Annotated in this window: 21 protein-coding genes and 1 pseudogene; 15 read left to right on the top strand and 7 right to left on the bottom strand. The window is 67.3% G+C overall.

Features of this window, described 5'->3' with window-relative positions; genetic code table 11:
* Positions 1 to 19 precede the first annotated feature (19 nt).
* Positions 20 to 985 carry a glycosyltransferase family 9 protein gene (locus tag NOV74_RS05675; RefSeq protein ID WP_257310022.1) on the bottom strand — a complete coding sequence of 322 codons (966 nt, stop codon included), beginning with the start codon at positions 983 to 985 and terminating at the stop codon, positions 20 to 22.
* Complete coding sequence (locus NOV74_RS05670; RefSeq protein WP_257310020.1) at positions 976 to 2,079, bottom strand: glycosyltransferase family 4 protein; 1,104 nt, start codon at positions 2,077 to 2,079, stop codon at positions 976 to 978. The genes NOV74_RS05675 and NOV74_RS05670 overlap by 10 nt, the downstream gene beginning before the upstream one ends.
* A gap of 335 nt (positions 2,080 to 2,414) precedes the next feature.
* On the opposite strand from NOV74_RS05670, the gene NOV74_RS05665 reads away from it, so the two are divergent.
* The 9 genes from NOV74_RS05665 (at position 2,415) to NOV74_RS05625 (ending at position 10,692) form a co-directional block, all read left to right on the top strand.
* Positions 2,415 to 3,869, top strand: coding sequence for a sigma-54-dependent transcriptional regulator (locus NOV74_RS05665; protein ID WP_257310019.1), 1,455 nt, complete (start codon positions 2,415 to 2,417; stop codon positions 3,867 to 3,869).
* 88 nt (positions 3,870 to 3,957) lie between these two features.
* Positions 3,958 to 4,458: a type II secretion system protein gene (locus NOV74_RS05660; protein ID WP_257310018.1), complete on the top strand. Its 501-nt coding sequence runs from the start codon at positions 3,958 to 3,960 to the stop codon at positions 4,456 to 4,458.
* Entirely contained in the window at positions 4,455 to 4,988 is a 534-nt protein-coding gene (locus NOV74_RS05655; protein ID WP_257310017.1) for a YceD family protein, read from the top strand. Before NOV74_RS05660 ends, NOV74_RS05655 begins: the two co-directional genes overlap by 4 nt.
* 44 nt (positions 4,989 to 5,032) lie before the next feature.
* Entirely contained in the window at positions 5,033 to 5,218 is a 186-nt protein-coding gene (gene rpmF, locus NOV74_RS05650; RefSeq protein ID WP_257310015.1) for a 50S ribosomal protein L32, read from the top strand.
* A gap of 4 nt (positions 5,219 to 5,222) precedes the next feature.
* On the top strand, positions 5,223 to 6,248 hold the full coding sequence (plsX, locus tag NOV74_RS05645) for a phosphate acyltransferase PlsX (protein ID WP_257310014.1): 1,026 nt from the start codon (positions 5,223 to 5,225) through the stop codon (positions 6,246 to 6,248).
* A 135-nt stretch (positions 6,249 to 6,383) separates the two neighbouring features.
* On the top strand, positions 6,384 to 7,322 hold the full coding sequence (gene fabD, locus NOV74_RS05640; protein ID WP_257310013.1) for an ACP S-malonyltransferase: 939 nt from the start codon (positions 6,384 to 6,386) through the stop codon (positions 7,320 to 7,322).
* 160 nt (positions 7,323 to 7,482) lie between these two features.
* A complete protein-coding gene (locus NOV74_RS05635) occupies positions 7,483 to 9,273 on the top strand; it encodes a 2-oxoacid:acceptor oxidoreductase subunit alpha (protein ID WP_257310011.1) in 1,791 nt (596 codons plus the stop codon).
* An 8-nt stretch (positions 9,274 to 9,281) separates the two neighbouring features.
* On the top strand, positions 9,282 to 10,157 hold the full coding sequence (locus NOV74_RS05630; protein ID WP_257310010.1) for a 2-oxoacid:ferredoxin oxidoreductase subunit beta: 876 nt from the start codon (positions 9,282 to 9,284) through the stop codon (positions 10,155 to 10,157).
* A 13-nt stretch (positions 10,158 to 10,170) separates the two neighbouring features.
* Positions 10,171 to 10,692, top strand: coding sequence for a ferritin-like domain-containing protein (locus NOV74_RS05625; protein ID WP_257310009.1), 522 nt, complete (start codon positions 10,171 to 10,173; stop codon positions 10,690 to 10,692).
* 122 nt (positions 10,693 to 10,814) lie between these two features.
* Here NOV74_RS05625 and NOV74_RS05620 read toward each other — a convergent pair whose 3' ends face one another.
* The 5 genes from NOV74_RS05620 to NOV74_RS05600 are packed head-to-tail and all read right to left on the bottom strand — an operon-like array spanning position 10,815 to position 16,139.
* Positions 10,815 to 11,480 (bottom strand): hypothetical protein, encoded by a 666-nt coding sequence (locus NOV74_RS05620; protein WP_257310007.1) that lies wholly within the window; start codon positions 11,478 to 11,480, stop codon positions 10,815 to 10,817.
* Positions 11,481 to 11,507: 27 nt separating this feature from the next.
* Positions 11,508 to 13,070, bottom strand: coding sequence for a DHA2 family efflux MFS transporter permease subunit (locus tag NOV74_RS05615; RefSeq protein ID WP_257310006.1), 1,563 nt, complete (start codon positions 13,068 to 13,070; stop codon positions 11,508 to 11,510).
* Entirely contained in the window at positions 13,067 to 14,176 is a 1,110-nt protein-coding gene (locus tag NOV74_RS05610; RefSeq protein ID WP_257310005.1) for an HlyD family secretion protein, read from the bottom strand. Before NOV74_RS05610 ends, NOV74_RS05615 begins: the two co-directional genes overlap by 4 nt.
* Positions 14,177 to 14,187: 11 nt before the next feature.
* On the bottom strand, positions 14,188 to 15,618 hold the full coding sequence (locus NOV74_RS05605) for a TolC family protein (RefSeq protein ID WP_257310003.1): 1,431 nt from the start codon (positions 15,616 to 15,618) through the stop codon (positions 14,188 to 14,190).
* A 38-nt stretch (positions 15,619 to 15,656) separates the two neighbouring features.
* Entirely contained in the window at positions 15,657 to 16,139 is a 483-nt protein-coding gene (locus NOV74_RS05600) for a MarR family winged helix-turn-helix transcriptional regulator (RefSeq protein WP_257310002.1), read from the bottom strand.
* Positions 16,140 to 16,286: 147 nt separating this feature from the next.
* Here NOV74_RS05600 and NOV74_RS05595 point away from each other — a divergent pair, with 147 nt between their 5' ends.
* The 6 genes and pseudogenes from NOV74_RS05595 (at position 16,287) to NOV74_RS05570 (ending at position 21,300) form a co-directional block, all read left to right on the top strand.
* Positions 16,287 to 16,502, top strand: coding sequence for a hypothetical protein (locus NOV74_RS05595; RefSeq protein ID WP_257310001.1), 216 nt, complete (start codon positions 16,287 to 16,289; stop codon positions 16,500 to 16,502).
* Positions 16,503 to 16,526: 24 nt separating this feature from the next.
* Positions 16,527 to 16,982, top strand: a pseudogene (locus tag NOV74_RS05590) (nitroreductase family protein); the annotation flags it as partial.
* Positions 16,983 to 17,083: 101 nt separating this feature from the next.
* Positions 17,084 to 18,076, top strand: a complete 993-nt coding sequence (locus NOV74_RS05585; RefSeq protein WP_257310000.1) for an alpha/beta hydrolase — start codon at positions 17,084 to 17,086, stop codon at positions 18,074 to 18,076.
* Between the two features lie 54 nt (positions 18,077 to 18,130).
* Positions 18,131 to 18,556 carry a hypothetical protein gene (locus NOV74_RS05580; RefSeq protein WP_257309999.1) on the top strand — a complete coding sequence of 142 codons (426 nt, stop codon included), beginning with the start codon at positions 18,131 to 18,133 and terminating at the stop codon, positions 18,554 to 18,556.
* Between the two features lie 55 nt (positions 18,557 to 18,611).
* Positions 18,612 to 19,358, top strand: a complete 747-nt coding sequence (gene fabG, locus NOV74_RS05575) for a 3-oxoacyl-[acyl-carrier-protein] reductase (RefSeq protein WP_257309998.1) — start codon at positions 18,612 to 18,614, stop codon at positions 19,356 to 19,358.
* A 1-nt stretch (position 19,359) separates the two neighbouring features.
* Entirely contained in the window at positions 19,360 to 21,300 is a 1,941-nt protein-coding gene (locus NOV74_RS05570) for a PP2C family protein-serine/threonine phosphatase (RefSeq protein WP_257309997.1), read from the top strand.
* Positions 21,301 to 21,302: the final 2 nt, after the last annotated feature.

The raw sequence follows: 21,302 nt of genomic DNA, 5'->3' as shown, positions 1-21,302 counted from the left end.
CGCAGGAAGACCTGTGATTCTAGCCGGAGATGAGTTCTTTCAGCTCAGCCCAGACCTGGTCGGGCCCAATCTCCGCCAGGCAGGGGTGCCCCGGCGTGAAGCAGTCCCGCTTGAAGCAGGGGGCGCAGGGGATGCCCTCCTTCCGCAAGCCACGGCTTCTGGGGCCCCAGGGCGTGGACCCGCCCGGGTCCGTGGCGCCATAGAGTGCCAAGGCCGGCGCGCCGGTGGCCGCGGCCAGGTGGCTGAGCCCCGAGTCGTTGCCCATGACCGCCGCGGCCCCGCGCATCCAGGCGGCGGCCTCCTTGAGGGTCGTCCTGCCGCAGAGGTTGATGCCTTCTGCACCGGCCACCGCCGAGCATGTGGGCGCTTCATCCGGCGAGCCGAGCACCACCACGGCGAATCCCTCGGTTCGGGCCTTCAGCAAGAGGGCTCGGAAGTGGTCCACGGGCCAGGCTTTGGACGGCCAGGTGGATCCAGGCATGAGGCAGAGGTAGCGCTGCGAGGGCTTCTCGATGGCCACGCCCGGGTCGAAGTCAGCGAAGGGCATGGGCGGCAGGTCTGGCCAGCGCCGTTTCAGCACGGCGTGGTAGCGGAGGAGGAAGGGCCCCTCCGCGTCCCAGAAGGGCCCGCTGTGGGTGTTGAAGAGGCCCGCCAGGCTTTCGTCCACGCCGATGCGCTCCGGGACCCAGGCCAGCCAGGCCGCCAGCGCGGGCCGCAGGGATTTCGGGAAGTGGATGCTGCGGGCGGCCCGGTGCTTCCGGAGGACGCGCGCCATGGCAAAGGGACCGGGCTTGCCCTCGTCCGGCAAGGCCGCGTCGCAGAACCACGTCTCCGCCACCAGTCCCACGGTGCTTTTCGGCCCCCAGACGACAAGGGGTCCAGCGTCGATCTCCCGGAGGAGGCGTAGCACCGGAAGCTGCATGGCGGCATCCCCCACGAACCGCGGGAAGCGCACCCAGGTGGCGTGGTCGGGAATCACAGCCATGGCGACAGCGCCTCCCGGAACTTTGCGGCAGCGTCGTAGTTCCGGGTCAGGGCCGTGCCGAAGGCGTGGGCCTTGGCCCGCTGGACCTCCCAGGCCGCGGGATCCGCCAGGAGCGGCCCCAGACGCGCGGCAGTAGCCCGGAGGAGGGCCCCATCGATGGCGCGCCGGTCGTCGGGCTTCCGGATGAGGAACCCGCCTTCTCCATCCTTCAGCACGGAGCCGATACCCCCCACGGTGGGCGCCAGCACGGGCACGCCTCGTTCCAGGGCCTCGATGAGGGCCAGGGGGAAGAAGCCCTCGTTGCGGCTGGTCATCACGTAGAGGTCCAGGGCCGCGAAGGCCATGCCCAAATCGGGCAGGGGGCCGAGGCGGCGGGTGCGCTCTTTCAAGGGGGATGCCTCCAGGGCCGCCTGGAGGGCCGTTGCGGTTGCCGGTTCCTCCCGTCCCGCGAACAGCACAGTGGCGCCAAGCAGGTTTTCGGCGAAGCGCAGCACGGAGACGGGATCCTTGCGGCCATCGATCTGGCCTATGTAACCCACCAATGGGCCAGTTTCCGGCAGGCCCAGCTCGCGCCGAACGGCCCGGCGCTCCTCGGCGTCCACAGGTCGGGCCTCAGGCCGCGGGTACAGGGGATGGATGATGCTGCACGGGGCGGCGCTCAGGTGCTCCCGCACGGCGTCGGTGAAGTCGTAGGTGCAGATCCAGCGGTCCACGAGGTTTCGGATGCCGCGGTACTTCCGCAGGTGGCGCTCGTAGTGCTCGTGCAGGGTGAGGACCGTAGGGATTCGCACACCGAACCGCGCCAGCCAGGGCAGGGCGCGCTGGACCCCCTTGTGGTTGCAAAGCACCAGCAGGTTCGGCCGGGTCTGGCGCAGCCAACGGAAGGCACCCACGGCCCCGGGGAGATGGATCACTTCGGCCACGTTCGGGTTGCGGGCGCGCAATTCCGGTTCGAGGTCACGTTTTCCCGGATCCTTCCGGAAGATCACGGTTACCTTCACGGGCAGATCCGCCAGCGCCGCTACCTGTTCCAGGAGCACCCGCTCGCCCCCCCCGAAGGACAGCTTCCGGTGCGCGAACACGACGTGCTTCACGGGACTCCAGCTAGGGGTTTGTTTTCAAAATGGATGCGAGCCGCGACGGGTCCAGCCGCGTGATCCAGGAAGGCGGCGGCCGCAGGGCGATGCGGGACATCGTTCAAGGCCACCAACGCACCTGGGCGCGCGGCTGGGCCCGTCCCGAAGGGCAGGGGGCAGCGCCCGGCGCGATACTGCGTCAAGCTTCTCGCCAATAGTGCCGCTATTGCCATCGTCGCTTTCCTTGTCTCGCTTGGGCGGTGCCCCCTGCGCGGCCACACCCCATTTTGAAATCAGACCCCTAAGGTTCAAGATAGGATAACTGACCTAACGCGTCACTTCTCCAGGTTGCCATGTCCCTCGCCACGACCCAACGGATCCTGCTGGTGGAGGATGAACCCGGCCTTCGGGAGGTGCTGACGTTGGCCCTGGAAGGGGCCGGCTTCCGGTGCGAGGCTGCCGCAGGCATCGAAGAGGGCCAGCAGGCCCTCCGGGAGACCACGTTCGATGGCGTGCTCTCCGATCTGAAGCTGAAGGACGGCTCCGGCATCGAGCTGCTCACCTGGATGAAGGAGCAGGGGCTGGAGACGCCGGTGGTGATCATGACCGCCTACGCCACCACGGAAACCACGGTGGAGGCCCTGAACCAGGGGGCCGTGGACTTCATCACGAAACCCTTCAAGCACGACGAGCTCATCGGCACGCTGAAGGGCCTGCTGGCCGCCACAGAACCGGCCGCGCCGCTGCCCCAGGACCTGGGCGAGCTGGTGGGCGTGGGCCCCATCATGCGGAAGATCAACGCGCTCATCGGCAAGGTCTCCCGCGCGGACACCACGGTACTGCTCACGGGCGAAAGCGGCACCGGCAAGGAGGTGGTGGCCCGGCTCATCCACCGCTATTCCGACCGGGCCAAGGGGCCCTTTGTGGCCGTGAACTGCGGGGCCCTGCCCGAGGCTTTGCTGGAAAGCGAGCTGTTCGGCTTCGAGAAGGGGGCTTTCACCGGCGCCGGGGCCATGAAGCGCGGCCTCTTCGAGGAGGCTGGCGGCGGCATCCTGTTCCTGGATGAGATTGGCGAGATGCCACTGTCCCTCCAGGTGAAGCTGCTGCGGGTGCTCCAGGAGCGCCGCCTGCGCCGCCTGGGCGCCACGGAAGAGCGGCCGGTGGACGTGCGTGTCATCGCTGCCACCAACCGGGATCTGCGGGCCAGGGCGGAGTCCGGGGCCTTCCGCGAGGACCTGTTCTACCGGCTGAACATTCTCCAGATCGAGCTGCCGCCCCTGCGGGAGCGACCCGAGGACCTGCCGGTGCTCGCCGAGCACTTCCTGCGGCGGTTCTGCCAGAAGCTGGGCAAGCCCCCCATGCAACTCCACCCGGACACCATGACCCAACTGCTGGCCTACCGGTTCCCCGGCAATGTGCGGGAGCTGGAAAACCTCATGGAGCGCTGTGTGGCGCTCAACGCCGGCGGTCCCATCACCAAGGACCTGTTGCCTGATGGTTTTGGGCAGAATCCTGCGGCGGAAGGTGGCCTCCGCCCGCCGCCCCTGACCATCCCGCCGGAGGGTTTCGACCTGGAGGCCTGGATCACCGCCCTGAAAGGCCACTTCCTCCGGCGGGCCCTGGAGGACGTGGGCGGCGTGAAGACCAAGGCCGGGAAGCGGCTCGGCATGAGCTTCCGGGCCTACCGGTACTGGCTGGCCGAACTGGGCGGCCTGGAGGCGTTGCCACAGGACTTCCCCTGGCCTGCGGACTTCCCGGCCCCCGCGGTGGAAGAAGGCGGCGGAACCGAAGGCGGCAAGGACGCATGAAGCCGATGAAACCTTGCTTTTTCAGCCATTCCTGGCACACTGGAACGCTCGGATGCGACGCAGACGAGCCCTCTCACCGGACCCTCCCATGACCCCGACCACCGCCTGCCGCCGAGACCGCGGTTTCTCTCTGTTGGAGCTGCTGGTGGCGATGATGATCATCGCCGTCCTGGGCACCCTGGGTTTCTCGCAGTACAAGAAGCACTCTGCCGCAGCCCGCTACCTCAAGGCCCAGGATGACCTCAAGATCGTGGCCGAGGGGTTGGACCAGTACTACCTGAAGTACGGTCGCTTCCCGGATTTCGGCAGCTACGACGCCATGATCGACGGCAACTCCTCGCTGGTGAAGGAAAGCCTCATCAAGACCGGCATGCCCGCCCAGGACCCCTTCGGCCAGCCCTACGAGGGCAAGTCCAGCCGCGCCACCTACGAGCTGAAGTGCGCCGGCGATCCCGGCAACCAGGAGGATGCGGGGCCCATCACCCGGACTCCCGGCCAGGTGACCGGTTCCTCCCCAGTCAGCTCATCAGGTTCCAATGCAGCCCCCAAGGCCGACACCCCGGCCGCGGATGCCGGAGCCAAGAAGTGATTGACCTCCACAAGCTGCCCCCCGAGGGCCTCCGTCTGAACGGCACCACCGAGCAGGTGACGCTGGAGGGCGGTGTCTCCCTGCGCGACCTGACCTGGTCTGTGTTCGCGCTGGCTTCCGACGGGGACGTGTTCCTGGAAGTGAAGGGCGAGGCGGTGTGGCAGGGGACCTGCAGCCGCTGCCTCGCGCCCCTGGACCGCCCCCTCATGGTGGAAAGTCAATTCCTGGGCAGCAAGGATCCGGACCTGGTGGGTCGTGGCTCCCACACCCTGGGCTCCCAGGATCTGGACGTGGTCTTCCTGCCCGAGGACCTCCTGGACGAAACCGAGCTGGTGCGTGAGCAGTTCGAGCTCCAGGCCCCCATGCACCCCCTTTGTGTCGAGGACTGCAAGGGCCTCTGCCCCACCTGCGGTAAGAACTGGAACAAGGGCCCCTGCCAGTGCCCGCCTGATTCCGTGCAGGCCCCCTCAGCGCTCAACCAGGCCCTTACCAAGGCCCTGGCGGGAATCAAGCTGGACCCGGAATCCTGAAACCCTTAACCTGAAACTTTGCATTTTCCCCCTAGGAGCAAGCCATGCCGAATCCCAAGCGCCGCCATTCCAAGGCCCGCCGCGACCGCCGGCGCACCCACGACGCTCTGGAGGTCATGAGCGCCAGCACCTGCCCCAACTGCCAGACCCCCAAGCTGCCCCACCGCGTGTGCCCCAGCTGCGGCTTCTACCGCGGCAAGCTGGCCGTCCACGTCGCCGCTACTGCCTAAGGCAGTGGACGGCCATCGCATCGCTTTGGACGTCATGGGGGGCGACCATGCCCCCCATGCCACGTTGCTGGGTGCCCGGGAGGCCCTTCAGGTTTGGCCGGAGCTCTTCCTCTTCCTCGTCGGGGATGAGGCGGTGCTGCGTCCGCAGCTAGTTCGCCACGGCTTCACGCCGGAGCTGCTGGCCCGCACGGAGTTGGTGCACGCCTCCCAGACTGTGGTCATGGATGACAAGGCCACCAGCATCCTGAAGGAAAAGAAGGACAGCTCCATCCGTGTGGCCGCCCAGCTTGTGCGCGAGGGGCGGGCCCACGGCGTGGTGTCCATGGGTCATACCGGGGCCGCCATGGTGGCCTCGAGCCTCGTCATCGGCAAGCTCGACGGCGTGGATCGGCCGGCGCTGGCCAGCGTCCTGCCCAACATGAAGGGCGGCCCCACCGTGCTCCTCGATGTGGGCGCCAACGTGGACAGCCGGGCCGACCACATTGCCCAGTTCGCGGTGATGGGTTCGGTGTACGCCGAGGAAGTCCTCGGGCTCGAACGCCCCCGCGTCGGCATCCTCAGCGTGGGCGAGGAGGACGGCAAGGGTACTGATGTCACCAAGGACGCTTCCGCCATGCTGCGTGAGATGGGGATCCGCTTTGAAGGCAATGCTGAAGGCCGGGACATCTGGAACGGGAACTTCGACGTCATCGCCTGCGATGGCTTTGTGGGCAACGTGGTGCTGAAGTCCAGCGAAGCCCTGGCCGAGGGCATCATCGGCGGCCTGCGGGACAGCTTCATGGAGTCGCCCATCACCAAATTGGCCGGCCTGCTCGCGAAGCCCGCCATGAAGCGGTTCAAGAAGAAACTGGACTACTCGGAGTACGGCGGCGCGCCGTTGCTCGGCGTGAAGGGCGTGAGCATCATCGGCCACGGCCGCAGCGACCACAAGGCCGTGCGGAACGCCATCCGGGCCGCCCTGCGCGCCGTAGAGCACCACCTCCACGAGCGCATCCAGGAGCGCGTGGCGTTGCTGCTGCCCCAGGACTGAGGCGGCTTCCGGGAAAGGATTCACCACCAAGACACCAAGACACCAAGAACTGCAAAGGCAAGTTCGTTGTCTTTCTTGGTGTCTTGGTGCCTTGGTGGTAAGCAGTTCAAGTTCGAGTGGTCGGGGAGGTTCTCTATGAGCAAGGTGGCTTGGCTGTTTCCGGGGCAGGGGTCGCAGGCGGTGGGCATGGGCGTGGCCCTGGCGGCGGCCGAGCCTGCGGCACGGGCGGTGCTTCAGGACGCTGACGCTGCCTTGGGCTTCCCGCTCTCGAAGCTCATGGCCGAGGGGCCGGAAGACACGCTGAAGCTGACGGAGCACACCCAGCCCGCCATCCTCACCCACAGCACCATGGTGGTGCGCGCCTGGGCCCACCGGCTGCCGAAGCCCGATTTCGCCGCGGGCCACTCGCTGGGCGAGTACAGCGCCCTGGTGGCCCTGGGCGCCCTGGGTTTCCAGGATGCGGTCCGCACGGTGCGTGAGCGCGGCCGGGCCATGCAGGAGGCCGTGCCCGTGGGCGTGGGCGCCATGGCGGCGATCCTGGGCATGAGCCAGGCGGATGTGGAGGCCAGCTGCGCCGAGGCGGCCGCCGCGACCGGCAAGATCGTGGTGCCCGCCAACTTCAATGGTCCCGGCCAGATCGTCATCGCGGGACATGCCGAGGCGGTGGAGGCGGCTCTGGAAGCCGTCAAGGCCAGGGGCGGGCGCAAGGTCATGAAGCTGCCCGTGAGTGCGCCGTTCCATTCCCCGCTCATGGAGCCCGCCCAGGCCCGCATGGCCCCCACCCTGGGCAACTTGGCCTTCAAGACACCCATCTGCCCCCTGGTCAACAATGTGGACGCAGCCGCTGTCTCAGCGCCCGAGGTTCTGCGGGACGGACTGGTGCGCCAGATCCCGGGCGCGGTGCGCTGGCAGGCCACCATGGACCTGCTGCTGGACCAGGGAGTCACCTCTTTCTTCGAATTGGGACCAGGGAAGGTTCTGGCGGGCCTGGTGAAACGACAGGCCAAGGAGCGGGGCCTGGAGGTCTCGGCTCTGAGCATCGGCGCCCCGGAAGACATGGCCCAATTGGGTTGACACCGCGCTGGCAGCGATTTCCCGCCGGGAAGGTGTGATGAAAAGCAATGCCCCCCAGGCGTAGGGTGGAAGAGACGACACTGCGTCTCCCAGTGTGCGGTGCCGGGCAGCGTCAAAGCGGCCCGGGGCCCGCCTACATCACCCTCAGTCCGAGGTGCCCATGCGCAAGGATCTTGTCTTCGGAATGGCCGGCTCAGGAGGCGATGGCATCGTCTCTGCCGGCGACTCCCTTCTCCAGGCCGCTTCGGCCGAGGGTTATCACGGCGTGATGACCAAGAGCTTCGGTTCGCAGATCCGCGGTGGTGAATCCTCTTGTCGCGTGCGCATCAGCACGGATCCGGTCTTGAATCCAGGCGGCAACCTTGATGTGGCCGTGGCCCTGAACTGGGAGGACTTCCTCAAGTTCGGCGCCGAGCTTCCGGTGGCTGGTACCACCGTGGTGATCTACGAGGCCGCCACCGGCGTGGCCGAGAACCAGATCCCCCTGGTGGGCGTGACGCCCCTGCAGGTGATCGCGGTGCCCATCGCCGCGATGGCCAAGGAGACCGCCGGCACCGAGCGCGCCAAGAACACTGTGGTGCTGGGCCTGATTGCCGGCTGGTTCGGCATCGGCGCGGTGGCCGTGATGAAGGGCATCTCCAAGAAGCTGGCCAAGAAAAGCCAGGAACTCGTCGAAGCCAACCAAAAGGCCTTCGATGCGGGCATGGCCTTCGCGCAGGCGCATCCCCTCAAGGCGGACATGACCATCGAACCCTCCGCGGGCAAAGGTGGCGTGAAGCTCCTGACCGATGGCAACGACATGTGTGCCGCCGCCGCCATCTTCGCTGGTTGCCAGTTCTTCGGCGGCTACCCGATCACGCCCTCTACCGAGATCATGCAGTTCTTCACCAACCACGTCTGGAAGTACGGCGGCGCCGTGCTGCAGGCCGAGGATGAGATCGCGGGCATCGGCGCGGCCGTGGGCGCCTCCTTCGCTGGCAAGAAGGCCATGACCGCCACCAGCGGCCCGGGCCTTTCGTTGAAGTCGGAGATGATGGGCCTCGCCAGCATCGCCGAGCTGCCCCTGGTGATCGTGGACGTGCAGCGCGGCGGCCCCTCCACGGGCCTGCCCACCAAGACCGAGCAGTCCGACCTCTTCGCGGCCGCCTTCTCCGCCCATGGCGACGTGATCCGCCCCGTGCTGGCCCCCACCTCCGTGGCCGACACGTTCCGCACCACCATCGAGGCCTTCAACATCGCCGAGTACTACCAGACGCCGGTGATCATCCTCTCCGATCAGGAGATCGCCTCCCGCAAGGAGACGCTGGATCCCATCGACACCAGCCAGTTCAAGATCATCAACCGCCTTGCCCCCACGGGCTCGGACCTGCAGGACTACAAGCGGTTCAAGCAGACCGAGAACCACATCAGCCCCATCAGCCACCCGGGCCTGCTCGGCGGCACCTACCTGGCTTCCGGCATCGAGCATGTGGAATCCGGCGCGCCCACGAACAGCGGCTCCGTCCATGCGCGCATGAACGACAAGCGCATCAAGAAGCTGGACCCCCTCAAGGAGCGCAAAGATCTCTTCGAGATCACCGGCAACCCCGATGCGCCGCTGGCCCTGGTGGCCTGGGGCAGCGTGGCCGGCGTCTGCCGCGAGGCGCTGCAGATGGCCCGGGCCGAGGGCCTGGATGTGAAGCTCATGGTGCCCTACCTGCTCTATCCCGTGGCCGAGCAGACCTACCGCGATTTCTTCGCCTCGGTGCAGAAGGGCCTCGTCGTCGAGCAGTCCCACCTGGCCCAGACCTTCAAGGTGCTGCGCATGCACCTCGACCTGCCCAAGGGCCTGCAGTCCCTGGCCCGCAGCGGCGCGAACCCCTTCCTGCCCGGCGAGATCGTCGCGGCCCTCCACCATCTCCTCTCGGAGCTGCAGCGCAGCCACGAGGGCAAGCTTCAGCCCCAGGAGTGAGGTTCACCATGAGCGCTACCTGCGAATTCCAAGCGAAAGACTACAAGAGCGACCTGAAGCCCATCTGGTGCCCCGGCTGCGGTGACTACTCCGTGGTGCAGGGCATCTACCGGGCCCTGGCCGCCATCGGGCGCCCGCCGCACGAGGTCGCCTTCATCTCGGGCATCGGCTGCTCCAGCCGCATCCCCGGCTACACCACGGCCTACGGCTTCAACACCGTCCACGGCCGGGCCCTGCCCATCGCCCAGGGCATCAAGCTGGCCAACCCCGACCTGCTGGTGCTGGCGGCGGGCGGCGACGGCGACGGTTTCTCCATCGGTGGCGGCCACATCGCCCACCTGATCCGGCGCAACATCGACATCACCTACATCGTGATGGACAACCAGATCTACGGCCTCACCAAGGGCCAGCTCTCACCCACCTCCCAGAAGGGTCGCACCACCTGCACCTCGCCCTACGGGAGCCTTGAGAACCCCGTCAATCCGCTGCTCTACGTGCTGGCCTACGGCGCCGGCTTCGTGGCCCAGGCCTCGCCGACGGATCTGGCAGGCATGGCCTCCACCATCGAGGAGGCCATCCGCTACCCAGGCTTCGCCTTCGTGAATGTCCAGTCGCCCTGCGTGACCTACGGCGAAGAGGCCCAGCAGATCAAGGGCCTCAAGGCCATCAGTGAATCACTGGCGGCCATGGGGCACGACCCGGCAGACCGGCTGGCGGCCATGAATCTGGCCCAGCAGTACGGCCAGAAGATGCACCTCGGTGTGTTCTACCGGAACCCCGAGCCGCCAACCACCTACGATGCCCTGGTGCGTGAGCGTCAGGCGCTGCTGGCCAAGGACGCCCTCCCCAAGGAGCGCATCCTGGACCTCTTCATCAAGAAGTGACGGGAGGCCGACCATGGCCACGCAGATTGATTTCGCCCGCTTGAGCCTCATGGATGCCCTCGACCTGGCTGTCCTGATCGAGGATGAGGCGAAGGAGCGCTACGAGGACTTCGCAGCGCAGATGGAGCAGCACCGCACCCCGGAGGCGGCCACCTTCTTCCGCCTCATGGCCGGCAACGAGGCCAAACATGGCCAGGAGCTGGCCGACCGCCGGAGCCAGCTGTTCGGCGGTCTGACACCCACTGTGACTCGGGCCATGATCTTCGATGTGGAGGCCCCGGACTTTGATGAGGCCCGGGCTTTCATGAGCCCACGCCAGGCCATGAAGGCCGCCCTGGCTTCCGAGGTCAAGGCCCATGCCTTCTTCGTGGCGGCCCTCCCCGCTTTGAAGGATGCCAAGGTCCGCGCCCTCTTCGAGGAGCTGCGTGACGAGGAGGTTCTGCACCAGACCCTCGTCAAGGCCGAGCTGGCCAAGCTCCCCCCAGATTCTGGCCTCTCGGACGACGACTTCGTAGACGAGCCCGCGGCCCAGTAGGCTGGTCGTCCAAGTCGGGGAAAGACTTTTCACCACCAAGACATAAGAACTGCTTTTCCTCTCGGTATCACCTGCGGTGATACGCGAGACAAACTGATGTCTGGTGCCTTGGTGGTGATCTTTTATCTCTGGCCTTCAGAGGAGCCGTGCCAAAGATCCGCGAGCACCATGCCCGTCAGGGCTAAGTAGGTCGTGGCGACAAGGACCAGGGCCGCCCAGGGCGCCCAGGCGATCCCGGTCCGCCCCTGGCGCAGCCACCACTGGCCCATGTCAAAGAGCACCGCCACCGCGGAAGCGCCCATGAGCCCCTTGCGACTGGCCCAGGCCGTCCGCCGAAGGTAGAGGACTGCCGCCGCCAGGAAGACCAATGGGAAGGCCACGAGATGGAGACCCCGAGCGCCGATCGTGGCATAGAGGCTGTCCGAGGCCTCCTCCATGGCCAGGGGCCGCAGGTCCTCGTAGCTGGTGATCCGGGGAAACTGGCCGCCTGGGCCGTGGCAGCTGGCGCAGTTGTTCGTGACGATGGCTTCCACGGGGGCGAAGCCCTCCCGGGCGGCACCACCCTGCACCCAGGTGCGGAACATGGCGGTCTCAGCCGGGCTGGTGTTCGGGGCCATCACGCCTTCGAGAATGGCCATGAGACGGGGTCTGGCGGCCGGAGCCTGGGCCATCCCGGCGCGTTCCTGACGGGTAGTGAAGAGCAAGCCACCCGTCAGGAAGGCCGCCATGGCCAGGAGCACGAAGGTCGCGAAGGCGCGCTCGGAGGGGGGCAGGTTGCGCAGGCTCATGACGCCCATGGTATCCGCCCCGCCGGGTCAGTCGATGGCCACGGGGCCCGTGGCTCGGCTCCGCCGCATGAGGAAAAGCAGGGGGAAGAGGCAGAAGCAGAGGATGCCCATGAACCAGAAGGTGTCCGAGAAGGCCATCATGCTCGACTGCTTGACCACCGTGCCGTAGGCGGCGCCCTGCGCCATGTGGGCCGCATCCGTCGGTGACAGGCCACCGCGGAGCACGCCCAGCTGGGTGGCCCGGTCCAGGAAGCCCTGGTAGGCGGGGTCCCCCGGCGCCAGGTGGCCGATGAGGTTGGCCTGGTGGAACTGGGAGCGACGGGACAGCAGTGTGGTGGCGATGGCGATGCCTGTGCTGCCGCCGATGTTGCGCACCAGGTTCATGAGACCGGCGGCATAGGCTGTCTTCTCATGCGGGATGTGCTGGAAAGCGGAGACGTTGATGGGGATGAAGAGAAACGCGAAACCCAGGCTCTGCACCACGCGGGAGGTCATGGCCGTCTGGAAATCCACCTGCAGGTTGAACCCCGACATCTGGATGAGGCCGAGACCGCAGGTGAAGAACCCGATGCCGATGAGCCAGCGGGTGTCGACTTTCTTCAGCAGCATGGCCACCACGGGCATCATCAGCAGCACCGCCAGGCCGCCAGGACTCAACACCCAGCCACTCAGCAGGGCGGAGTAGCCCAGCAGCGTCTGCAGGAAAATGGGCAGCAGCGCCAGGCTGCCGTAGAGCACGAAGCCGAGCACGAAGAGCATGAGGATGGAGACCGCGAAGGTACGGTCCTTCAGCAGCCTCAGATCCACGATGGGCCGTTCCTTCCGCAGCTCGTGGTAGACCGCGTAGAGCAGGGCCACCACCGCGACGACGGCGAAGAAGACGATGAAGTTCGAGGAGAACCAATCCTTGCGTTGGCCCTCGTCCAGCACGATCTCCAGCGACGCCAATCCCAGGGTGATGACACCGATGCCCAGGTAGTCGAACCGGGCGCCCTCCTTGAGGGAGATGCGGTGGAAGTTCGGGGGATCCTGCACCAGCGAGCTGGTGAGCGCGATGGACAGGAGGCCCACCGGGATGTTGATGAGGAAGATCCAGTGCCAGCTGAAATTGTCCGTGATCCATCCGCCCAGCACGGGGCCGATGATGGGCGCCAGCACCACGCCCATGCCATAGACGGCCATGGCCGCGCCGCGCTTCTCGTGGGGGAAGGTTTCCACCAGGATGGCCTGGGAGATGGGCTGGAGGCCGCCGCCGCCGAGGCCCTGGAGCACCCGGAAGAAGATGAGCCAGCCCAGTGAGGGCGCGATGCCGCAGAGGAGCGAGGCCACCGTGAAGATGCTCACGCAGGTGAGGTAGAAGCGCTTGCGGCCCATGAGGCTGGAGAAGTAGCCACCCAGCGGCAACACCACGGCATTGGCCACCAGGTATGACGTCAGTACCCAGGTGGTCTCCTCCACCGTCGCCGAGAGGTCCCCCGCGATGTGCGGCAGCGCCACGTTGGCCACGCTGGTGTCGAGGACCTCCATGAAGGTCGCGATCATCACCGTGAGGGCAATGATCCAGGGATTGATGCGGCGGTGCTGGGTCACTTCACGATCACCGTGGCCTCGACGTTCATGCCGGGGCGGAGGATGACTTTATGGGCTTCCGTTTCATCGATGTGGATCTTCACGGGGATGCGCTGGACGACCTTCACGAAGTTGCCCACGGCGTTTTCGGGGGGCAGCAGGCTCATGCGCGAGCCGGTGGAACCGGCGATGGAATCCACGTGGCCCTTGAGCACCACGCCGTTCATGTCCACCTTGATTTCCGCTTCCTGGCCGGGCTTCATCCGCGCCAGCTGGGTCTCCTTGAAGTTGGCGGTGACCCAGGTCTGGTGGAGGGGAATCAGCGTGAGGAGGCCCTGGCCCGGCTGGATGGTCTGGCCCGCTTCCACGAACTTGCGGGTGACGACGCCATCCACGGGGGCGAGGATCTGGGTGTAACCAAGCTGGAGTTCGAGGCCCTCCTGGCTGGCCCGGGCCTGGTCTACCTGGGCCAGGGCCGAGGCCAGGCGGGCTTCAGAGGCGCCCACGGCGACTTTCCGAATATCCGCCTCGCGCTGGAGGGAACTGAGCTTCTGCTGGGCGGCACGCCAGTCACCGTCGGCCACCTCAGCCTGGGTGCGGATGCCATCGAACTGCTGGGCGGAGATCTCCTCCCGCTCGGCCAGGGGCTTCATGCGCTGGACATCGGTCTTCGCCTTCTCCAGGCTGGCCCGTTTGGAATCCAGGTTGGCCTTGGCGGTCTCCAGGTCCGAGCCCTTGGCCTGCTGGAAGGCCACCCGGGCCCGTTCCAGATCGGCCCGGGCGCCTTCGACCTGGGCCTTGGCCTGGGCGAGGGCGGCTTTCGCCTGGTCCAGTTTCGCCTGGATGTCCCGGGGATCCATGGCCACCAGGGGATCGCCGGCCTTCACGGCCTGGTTGTCCTCCACCAGCACCTTGTCCACGGTACCGTAGACGCGACAGGAGACCGGCACCAGGTGGCCGTCCACCTGGGCGTCGTCCGTGCTCACGCGGTTGCGGGTGTAGAACCACATGCCAGCGGCGATGACCAGCACGATGGGCGTGCCGATCTTGAGGGCCAGCATGGCCCGGGAACCACTGGCAGGGGCTCCGCTGGGGGTGTCCGTCACGGGGGAAGCTTCTTGATTCATGGGAGTCTCCATCAGCGTGCGAAGAACGATTCCAGCTGCCCCGTGGCTCGGGCCAGGTCCGCGCGGGACTGGTTCAGGCGGTAGAGGGCGCTGATCTGGTTGTCGGTGGCGCGCGCCAGTTCATCCTGGGCGTTGATCACTTCGATGTTGTTGCTCACGCCGGCCTCAAAGCGGTGCCGGGCCTGGGTGAGCGCTTCCGTAGCGAGAGAGACGGCGAGGTTGCCCACCTCCACCTCGTGGGCCGCGGCATCCAGTTCCGCCTGGGCCACCTGGACCTCGTAGCCGACCTGGGCGCGGATGTCCCGCCGGGCTTCCTGAACCCGGCTCTGCTCGGACTTGGCGCGGGAGATGTGGGAGGACACCAGGCCGCCGGTGAACAGGGGCACCCGGAGGCCCAGTGAGATCTGGTAGGTGTTGACCCAGGGCTGGGATTGGAGGCCTGTGGACCCATACGTCCCGGTGGCCACGAGGGTGGGCAGACGCAGGCCCTGGGCGGCTTGGCGCAGGTTCTCGGCGGCCTTCTCCCGGGCATCCAGCGCTGCGAGTTCGGGGCGCTGGGTCAGACCCGCCTGGTAGGCCTCGTCGAAACCGCCCGCCGGCAGGGCGGGGGCCGCGAGGGTGTCCGTCAGATCGAGGTGGGTGCCGGGCGCCAGGTCCAGCAGGCGGCCCAGGCCGGCGAGGGCCGTCAAGCGCTGGGTCTGGGCCTGGATGAGGCGCTGGCGCTCGGTCTGCAGCTGCAACTGGGCGCGCAAGGTATCGAGCTTGGTACCCACCCCTTGCTTCTGCTGGTTCTCCGCCAGCTTGGCCAGGGCCTCCGCCAGGTCCACGCGGGATTCCCCGGCCTGCACCGAAGCCGCGGCGCGGAGGGCCCGCAAATACTGGCCCACGACCAGGGCGGCGATCTCCTCGCGCACGGCGCGTCCTTGGGCGCGTGTGGCATCCTCGGCGTGCCGGGAGGCCCGCCACTTCTTCCAGAGGCTCAAATCGAATAGGGAGACCTGGGCTTCCACGCCTACCTGGCCCCAGTTGAAAGGGCCGACGACTTCGGGGCCGTGCGGCTGCGCCAGCCCCATCAGGGCATCCAGGTTGTATTTGTTGCGCTGGCCGATGGCCTGGGCAGCCACCGTGGGCATGAGCGCCGCGGCGGCGGCCCGGCGGTCGTCGCCGCTTTCCGCGATGGTCAGCAGCGACTGCTGCACGCGCGGGTTCTGTGCCAGGGCGGTCCGAAGGGCCTGAGCCAGGGTGAGTTGCACGGTTGGGTGCGGGCTGGCGGTGGCTGCTAGGGCTGGCGCGGAGGTTGGTACGGGACCTTGGACGGGAGCTGGGCTGAGGGTAGGTGCCTGGGCCCAGGCCGCGCTCGCGCCCAGCAATGCGAGAACGAACCCCCGTCCCCCGCCGCGGACACAAGCTGCACTCTGGACCCTGGAGCTGGCGCGGGACATGGAAGCCTCCATCTGTTCTGCAAACAATCCTGGCTGGGTCATGCGGGCAGCCCGCTGTTGGCCCGGATCCGATTCAAGAACCCCTTGAGCTGCTCCAGCTCTTCCCGCGAGAAGCCGTTCAAATGCGCATTCAGCACTTTGATGGCCACCGGCGGCAGGTGGGGCAACAGGTCCCGGCCCGTCTCTGTGAGTTCCAGAAGGGTGACCCGGCGGTCCGTGCTGCTGGGCACCCGGCGTAACAGGCCCTTCTCTTCCAGGCGATCGAGCATGCGGGTCATGGAGCCGGTGTCGCAGTGGCCGAAGCGACACAGCTCGGCGGCCGTGGAAGCGCAACCCCGGGCGATTCGCATGAGGATCACCCACTGCGCCCCGGTGATGCCCATGCCCTGGCTGGCCATTTCGTCATCGAATCCAGTCAGGATCCGCCGGGAGACATCCGCGATCAGCCGCCCCAGGCTGTCCTCCGGGTTGTAGTTCTCGGGGGTGTACAGCGGTTCCGTCTCCTTTGGATCCGTGTTCATGGGAGGGGCTCCAATTAAATGCCTAAGCAATCACTGCCAGAGCAGCAATATTGAGGAATCCCTTTCCTTCTGTCAACGACCTATCGTCGTCACCCGGGCGTTTCTGGCCGGAAGGTAGACAATGGAGAGCGTCTGCAGGAGGCTGCCGTGTTCCGCGCACCCGCCCTTCGTCCAGTCCTGGTGTCCGCCCTGCTGGGGGCAGTGGTCGGCTCCGCTCAGGCGCCCCCGGCCGCCCCTCCCAAGGGCCCTTTGGTGTTACCCACCCCGGCGGCGGGGACCGTGTCCCTGGACGCAACGCTCCAGGCCCGAAGGACCACGCGGGACCTCACGGGACCTGCCCTTTCCATGGCGGAAGCCGCCTAGCTCCTCTGGAGCGCCCAGGGCGAGAACCGTCCCGGCCGCCGGACGGTCCCCAGTGCCCATGCCCGCTACCCCCTTGGCCTGTACCTCGTCACCGAGGGGAGCCCCACCCTCGGGCCGGGCACCTATCGGTATCTGCCGAAAACGCACGCCCTCCGTGCGGTTGGAACCAAGGGGGCTTCGGCCCTGTTCGGCTCCATGCCAGCGATGCAACCATGGATTGTCAAGGCACCTTCGGTGTTTGTGGTGACGGGAAGGCCCCTGAATTTGTCTTCCAGGGAGCCCGTCGCGAAGATGGACTACACCTTCTGGGAGGCGGGCGCGGCCTCCCAGGCGTTGCTGCTGCAGGCCGCGGCGCTGGGGCTCGGCAGCGGCGTGGCCTCCGGAGTGGACTTGGCCGCGATTGGCACGTCCCTGGACCTGCCGCCCGAGGAGAAGGTCCTCGTTCTGCTGCCCGTGGGGCGGATGAAGCCTGGACCCTGAGCCGCCGTGAACCTTCGGCGAGGCCGGGCCATTGAACTGGGGAGGCCGGCGCTTCGTCTACCCTGGAGGGTAAGGACGTCGTCCGCGACTCCGGAGGTTTCATGAACCCTGTCTGGCTCTGCCTTCCCACTGCGGCCCTCGTGGCCATGGCCCAGGCCACGCCCGTCCCAGCGCCAGATCGGGAGCTCACCTTCCCGGGCTTCAACGCCTTCCCGCTAAAGGGCAGCGTCAAGGCGGGCGGTGCCCATCCCTACTTCGCGGTGATGGTGGCCGGCTCTGGCCCCACAGATCGCGACTGGTCGAATCCCCTGATCCCGACGCCCAGCCACGGCGGGCGTGACTTCGCCGCCTGGCTGCAGGGGCAGGGCATCGGCTCGCTGCGCTATGACAAGCGGTTCATCGGCTCGAAGGATCCCAAGCTCGACATCTCCCTGGACGCGCAGTTGGGCGATCTCAAGGCGGCGATGCTGGCCGCCCGAGCGCAGCCCGAGGCCCGGGGGAAGAAACTGCTGCTGGTGGGCCACAGCGAAGGCGCGCTGCTGTCCCTGCTGGCGGCCGGAGAGGCGGACGCCGCCCTGCTGTTGGCCATGCCGGGCCTCAGCATGGGGCGCGTGATCCTGGCCCAGGTGAAGGCCCAGCTGGACGCGGCCGGAGCGCCCCAGGAAGTGGCCCAGGCGAACCTCGACTACCTGACCGCGGTCGAGGCCTCCATCCGGCAAGACAAAGCCCTGCCCGACGCCAGCGTCCAGGTGGCCCCCGGTGTGCTGCGGCTGGCCCGGAATCTGGCCCAGGCTGAAAGCCGGAGCTTCGTCCGCGCCACCCTGGACCTGGATCCCTGGGCCCTGGCCCAGCGCCTCCCCGTGCCCTGTGCCGTGGTCTGGGGCGACCGGGATGTGCAGACCTGGAAACCGGATGCGGTGCCTCTCGGGTTCAAGGGCACCGTGCTCGAACTGCCGGAGGCGAACCACCTCCTGAAGCGCGAGACCCGACCCCGGACGACGCTGGACGGGGCTTCGGCCTTGACGGCCTACGGCGACAAGACTCCCCTGGCGGATCTGGCTCCGGTGGCCCAGTGGCTGAAGGCCCTGAAATAGGTAGAAATCGGACGGAGGTCCTTTCATCATAGGAAAAGATCTTCCGAGGTATTCATGTTTTCCATCCGACTCCTGTCGCCTGTGATCGCTCTATTCGCAGCCCAGACGGGGCTCGCCACCGAGACATGGGACGCGGCCTCCTCGCGCCTCCAGGCCCATGTGGAGGCGCGGCAGGGGCACGGTGCCATCGTGCAGATCGAGCGGGTGGACGCGCAAACGGTCCGGGTCAGCTTGAAGGCTCTCTGGCCCCGGTTCCTCCGCGCCAGCTTCCAGGGCGGCGGGGACCGGCATCGCCTCTGCCAGCTGGAGGGCCGAGGCAGCGAGACGATCATCGGCACCGCTGCCATCGATCCCCAGACCACGTACCTGGATGTGCGGCTCCACGGCTCTGACTTCAACCCGAAGATCAGATTGCGGCTGCCCGCCCTCGGCCAGACCGAGGTGGACACCGTGCTCATGGACGGCAATCCCGACGCCTGAACGGGCCGTCCCGCCCCGCCTTGCTAGACTGGGCTCTCATCCATCCGGAGGTCCCATGTTCAGCCTGCAAGGCAAGGTCGCCCTCGTCACCGGTGCCAGCCAGGGTATTGGTGAAGCCATCGCGAAGCGCCTCGCCGCCCAAGGCGCCACGGTGGTCTGCGCGGCTCGCACGCTGAGGAAGCTCCAGGAAGTGGCAGACGCCATCTCAGCCGAGGGTGGCAAGGCGGATGTGGTGGTGGCCGACCTGGCGGATGGGGCCTCCGTGCGCGCTGCGGTGGCCACGACGGTGGAACGCCACGGCGCCATCCACATCCTGGTGAACAATGCCGGCATCACCCGCGACAAGCTGCTCATCCAGATGAAAGAGGAAGACTGGGACGCGGTGATCGACACCAATCTCAAGGGTGCCTGGACGGCCATCCAGGCGGCGACCAAGCCCATGATGAAGCAGCGCTGGGGCCGCATCATCAACATCGCCTCCGTGGTGGGGCAGATGGGCAATGCAGGCCAGGCGAACTATGTGGCCGCCAAGGCGGGCCTCATCGGCCTCACCAAGTCCGTGGCGCGGGAGTTGGCCAGCCGCAACGTCACTGCCAACGCCGTGACGCCTGGCTACATCGAGACAGCCATGACCGCGGGGCTTCCGGCGGAGGTGAAGGCCGAGTTCACCAAGCAGATCCCCCTGGGCCGCATGGGCACCGCCGACGACATCGCCGCTTCCGTGGCCTTCCTCGCCAGCGATGAGGCAGGCTACATCACCGGCCAAGTGCTCAGCGTCAACGGCGGGATGCTGATGGTCTGAGATGACCGGCTGGAGCGATTTCCCGTTCCTGGGCGCACTCCGCCGGCACCTGGTGTCCCTGCACCCCCGATGGGCCTGGCTCACCCTGGCTTGCGGCCTGCCCTGGCTGCTGCTGCCGACGCGCTGGCACCTGACGGGGACGGGCTGCCTGTGGGGCCTGTCCGCCGCGGCCTTCTGGATCGGAGCCCTGGTGCTGGGCTTCCTGGGGCTGCGCTGGCTTTGGCTCCGGTTGCTCTTCAAGGTGTCGCGCCGGCTCTGGATGATTCTGCTCCTGCTCTCCTTCCTGCCTGCGCTGACGCTCACGGCCCTGTTCGTGTCCGCGGGCTGGCTCGGGTTGGGCGCTCAGGTCGGCCGGGCCTTCCAGGGCGACTTGCGGCGCATGGAAGCCGCCCTGCGCGAGGCGGTGAAGCAGCCTTCGGATGCCGAGGCGCTGAAGGCCCTGGAGGTGCTGAGCGAAGCGCACGTGCGCCGGGTGGAGGCCCTGCCTCCGGGCATCCAGGACGGTTTCGTGGGCTTCGTCTACGACACGACGCCCGCCGGCCGGAAGCTGGTGGCGCTCCGGGCCGTGGCCGCCGAGAAGGGGCGCTACCGCCTCCTGAGCCTGGGCCTGGGCCGCATGAGCACCTCGGGCCGGGAGATCTGGGGCGGGCGCATGGACTATCGCCTGGACTGGGGCGCGGTCGAGGATGACCACGTGAAGATGAAGCAAGGGAACGAGGAGACGCCCCTGGACTTCTCGGGCTTGCGCCGGGGCATCCCGGCCGTGGCGAGCTACCAGAACGGGGAGGTCGCCCAGGGCAGGGGCCTCTTCCAGGCCTTCCGGTTGCCGCCGGTGGGGTTGCGGGTGGTGGACTGGGACTCGGGACGCCCCATGCTGCTTACGGTCACCCCGGAGACCAGTCTGGAGGAGCTGTTCCGGGGCTTTGGCTTCGGCAAGGGCGGCAACCTCTCCGGCGAGACGCTGCTGATCATCCTCGCCCTGGTGCTGGCCATCCTGGTCCTCTTCGGCTTCCAGTTGCTCGCCCTGGCCATGGGGCTGTACCTGGCGCGCAAGCTGGGGAAATCCGTGGACGGCCTCTTCCGCGGCGTCTTGCGGCTAAGCGCTGGTGACTTCACCGCCCGTATCCGGCCCCTGGGGCGGGATCAGGTGGCCAGCCTCACGGCGGCCTTCAACGAGATGGCGGCCCGGCTCCAGCGGGCCGATGTCGAGCGCGAGGAGCGGCTGCGCATGGAGGAGGAGCTGCGCGTGGCCCGCGAGGTCCAGATGCGGCTGCTGCCGGATCTGGAGGCGCTGCAGATGCCTTCGGTACGGGCCGCCATTCTGCCGGCCCGCGAGGTGGCGGGAGATTACTACGACCTATTCCCCCTGCCGGACGGCAGCCTGGCCTTCCTCATTCTGGATGTCAGCGGGAAGGGAACCAGTGCCGCCTTCTATGCTGCGGAAACGAAGGGGGTGCTGTCTGCCTTGGATAAGCAGACCCTCAGCCCGGTTGAGGTGGCCGATCGCCTGAATGGCATCTGGTGTCAGAGCCATGGCCGCCGGCTCTTCCTCACCTTGGCCTATGGCACCTTCCATCCCAGGACCGGCTGCTACCAGTTCGTGCGGGCAGGCCACCCATCCGCCTTCCTGCGCCACGCGGATGGCCGCGTCACGCGCCTCCATCCCCGGGGGTTGGGCGTGGGTCTCAGCGCCACCGGGTTCAAGGAAGCGCTGGAACCCTGTGGGGGCATCCTGGAACCCGGAGATAGCCTGATCTTCTACACGGACGGCCTGTCCGAGGCGCAGGCGCCGGATGATGCCTTCTATGGTGAGGATCGCCTAGAGGCGCTGCTCGCCGGTCCTTGCGAGGATCTGCAGGCTGCCATCCTGACGGATGTAGTGGCCTTCACCCAGGGCCGGCCACTGGCGGACGACCTCACCTTGCTCATCCTGAAACGCTGAGG

Source organism: Geothrix fuzhouensis (assembly GCF_024609325.1).
GTDB lineage: Bacteria > Acidobacteriota > Holophagae > Holophagales > Holophagaceae > Geothrix > Geothrix fuzhouensis.
This window is presented reverse-complemented; position numbering and strand designations above follow the sequence as displayed.

What these genes read in the sequence shown, in the direction of transcription:
- NOV74_RS05675 (WP_257310022.1), bottom strand. Translation starts at nt 985, where the DNA reads ATGGCTGTGATTCCCGACCACGCCACCTGGGTGCGCTTCCCGCGGTTC.
- NOV74_RS05665 (WP_257310019.1), top strand. Translation starts at nt 2,415, where the DNA reads ATGTCCCTCGCCACGACCCAACGGATCCTGCTGGTGGAGGATGAACCC.
- NOV74_RS05660 (WP_257310018.1), top strand. Translation starts at nt 3,958, where the DNA reads ATGACCCCGACCACCGCCTGCCGCCGAGACCGCGGTTTCTCTCTGTTG.
- rpmF (WP_257310015.1), top strand. Translation starts at nt 5,033, where the DNA reads ATGCCGAATCCCAAGCGCCGCCATTCCAAGGCCCGCCGCGACCGCCGG.
- fabD (WP_257310013.1), top strand. Translation starts at nt 6,384, where the DNA reads ATGAGCAAGGTGGCTTGGCTGTTTCCGGGGCAGGGGTCGCAGGCGGTG.
- NOV74_RS05635 (WP_257310011.1), top strand. Translation starts at nt 7,483, where the DNA reads ATGCGCAAGGATCTTGTCTTCGGAATGGCCGGCTCAGGAGGCGATGGC.
- NOV74_RS05630 (WP_257310010.1), top strand. Translation starts at nt 9,282, where the DNA reads ATGAGCGCTACCTGCGAATTCCAAGCGAAAGACTACAAGAGCGACCTG.
- NOV74_RS05625 (WP_257310009.1), top strand. Translation starts at nt 10,171, where the DNA reads ATGGCCACGCAGATTGATTTCGCCCGCTTGAGCCTCATGGATGCCCTC.
- NOV74_RS05620 (WP_257310007.1), bottom strand. Translation starts at nt 11,480, where the DNA reads ATGAGCCTGCGCAACCTGCCCCCCTCCGAGCGCGCCTTCGCGACCTTC.
- NOV74_RS05610 (WP_257310005.1), bottom strand. Translation starts at nt 14,176, where the DNA reads ATGAATCAAGAAGCTTCCCCCGTGACGGACACCCCCAGCGGAGCCCCT.
- NOV74_RS05605 (WP_257310003.1), bottom strand. Translation starts at nt 15,618, where the DNA reads ATGTCCCGCGCCAGCTCCAGGGTCCAGAGTGCAGCTTGTGTCCGCGGC.
- NOV74_RS05600 (WP_257310002.1), bottom strand. Translation starts at nt 16,139, where the DNA reads ATGAACACGGATCCAAAGGAGACGGAACCGCTGTACACCCCCGAGAAC.
- NOV74_RS05585 (WP_257310000.1), top strand. Translation starts at nt 17,084, where the DNA reads ATGAACCCTGTCTGGCTCTGCCTTCCCACTGCGGCCCTCGTGGCCATG.
- NOV74_RS05580 (WP_257309999.1), top strand. Translation starts at nt 18,131, where the DNA reads ATGTTTTCCATCCGACTCCTGTCGCCTGTGATCGCTCTATTCGCAGCC.
- fabG (WP_257309998.1), top strand. Translation starts at nt 18,612, where the DNA reads ATGTTCAGCCTGCAAGGCAAGGTCGCCCTCGTCACCGGTGCCAGCCAG.
- NOV74_RS05570 (WP_257309997.1), top strand. Translation starts at nt 19,360, where the DNA reads ATGACCGGCTGGAGCGATTTCCCGTTCCTGGGCGCACTCCGCCGGCAC.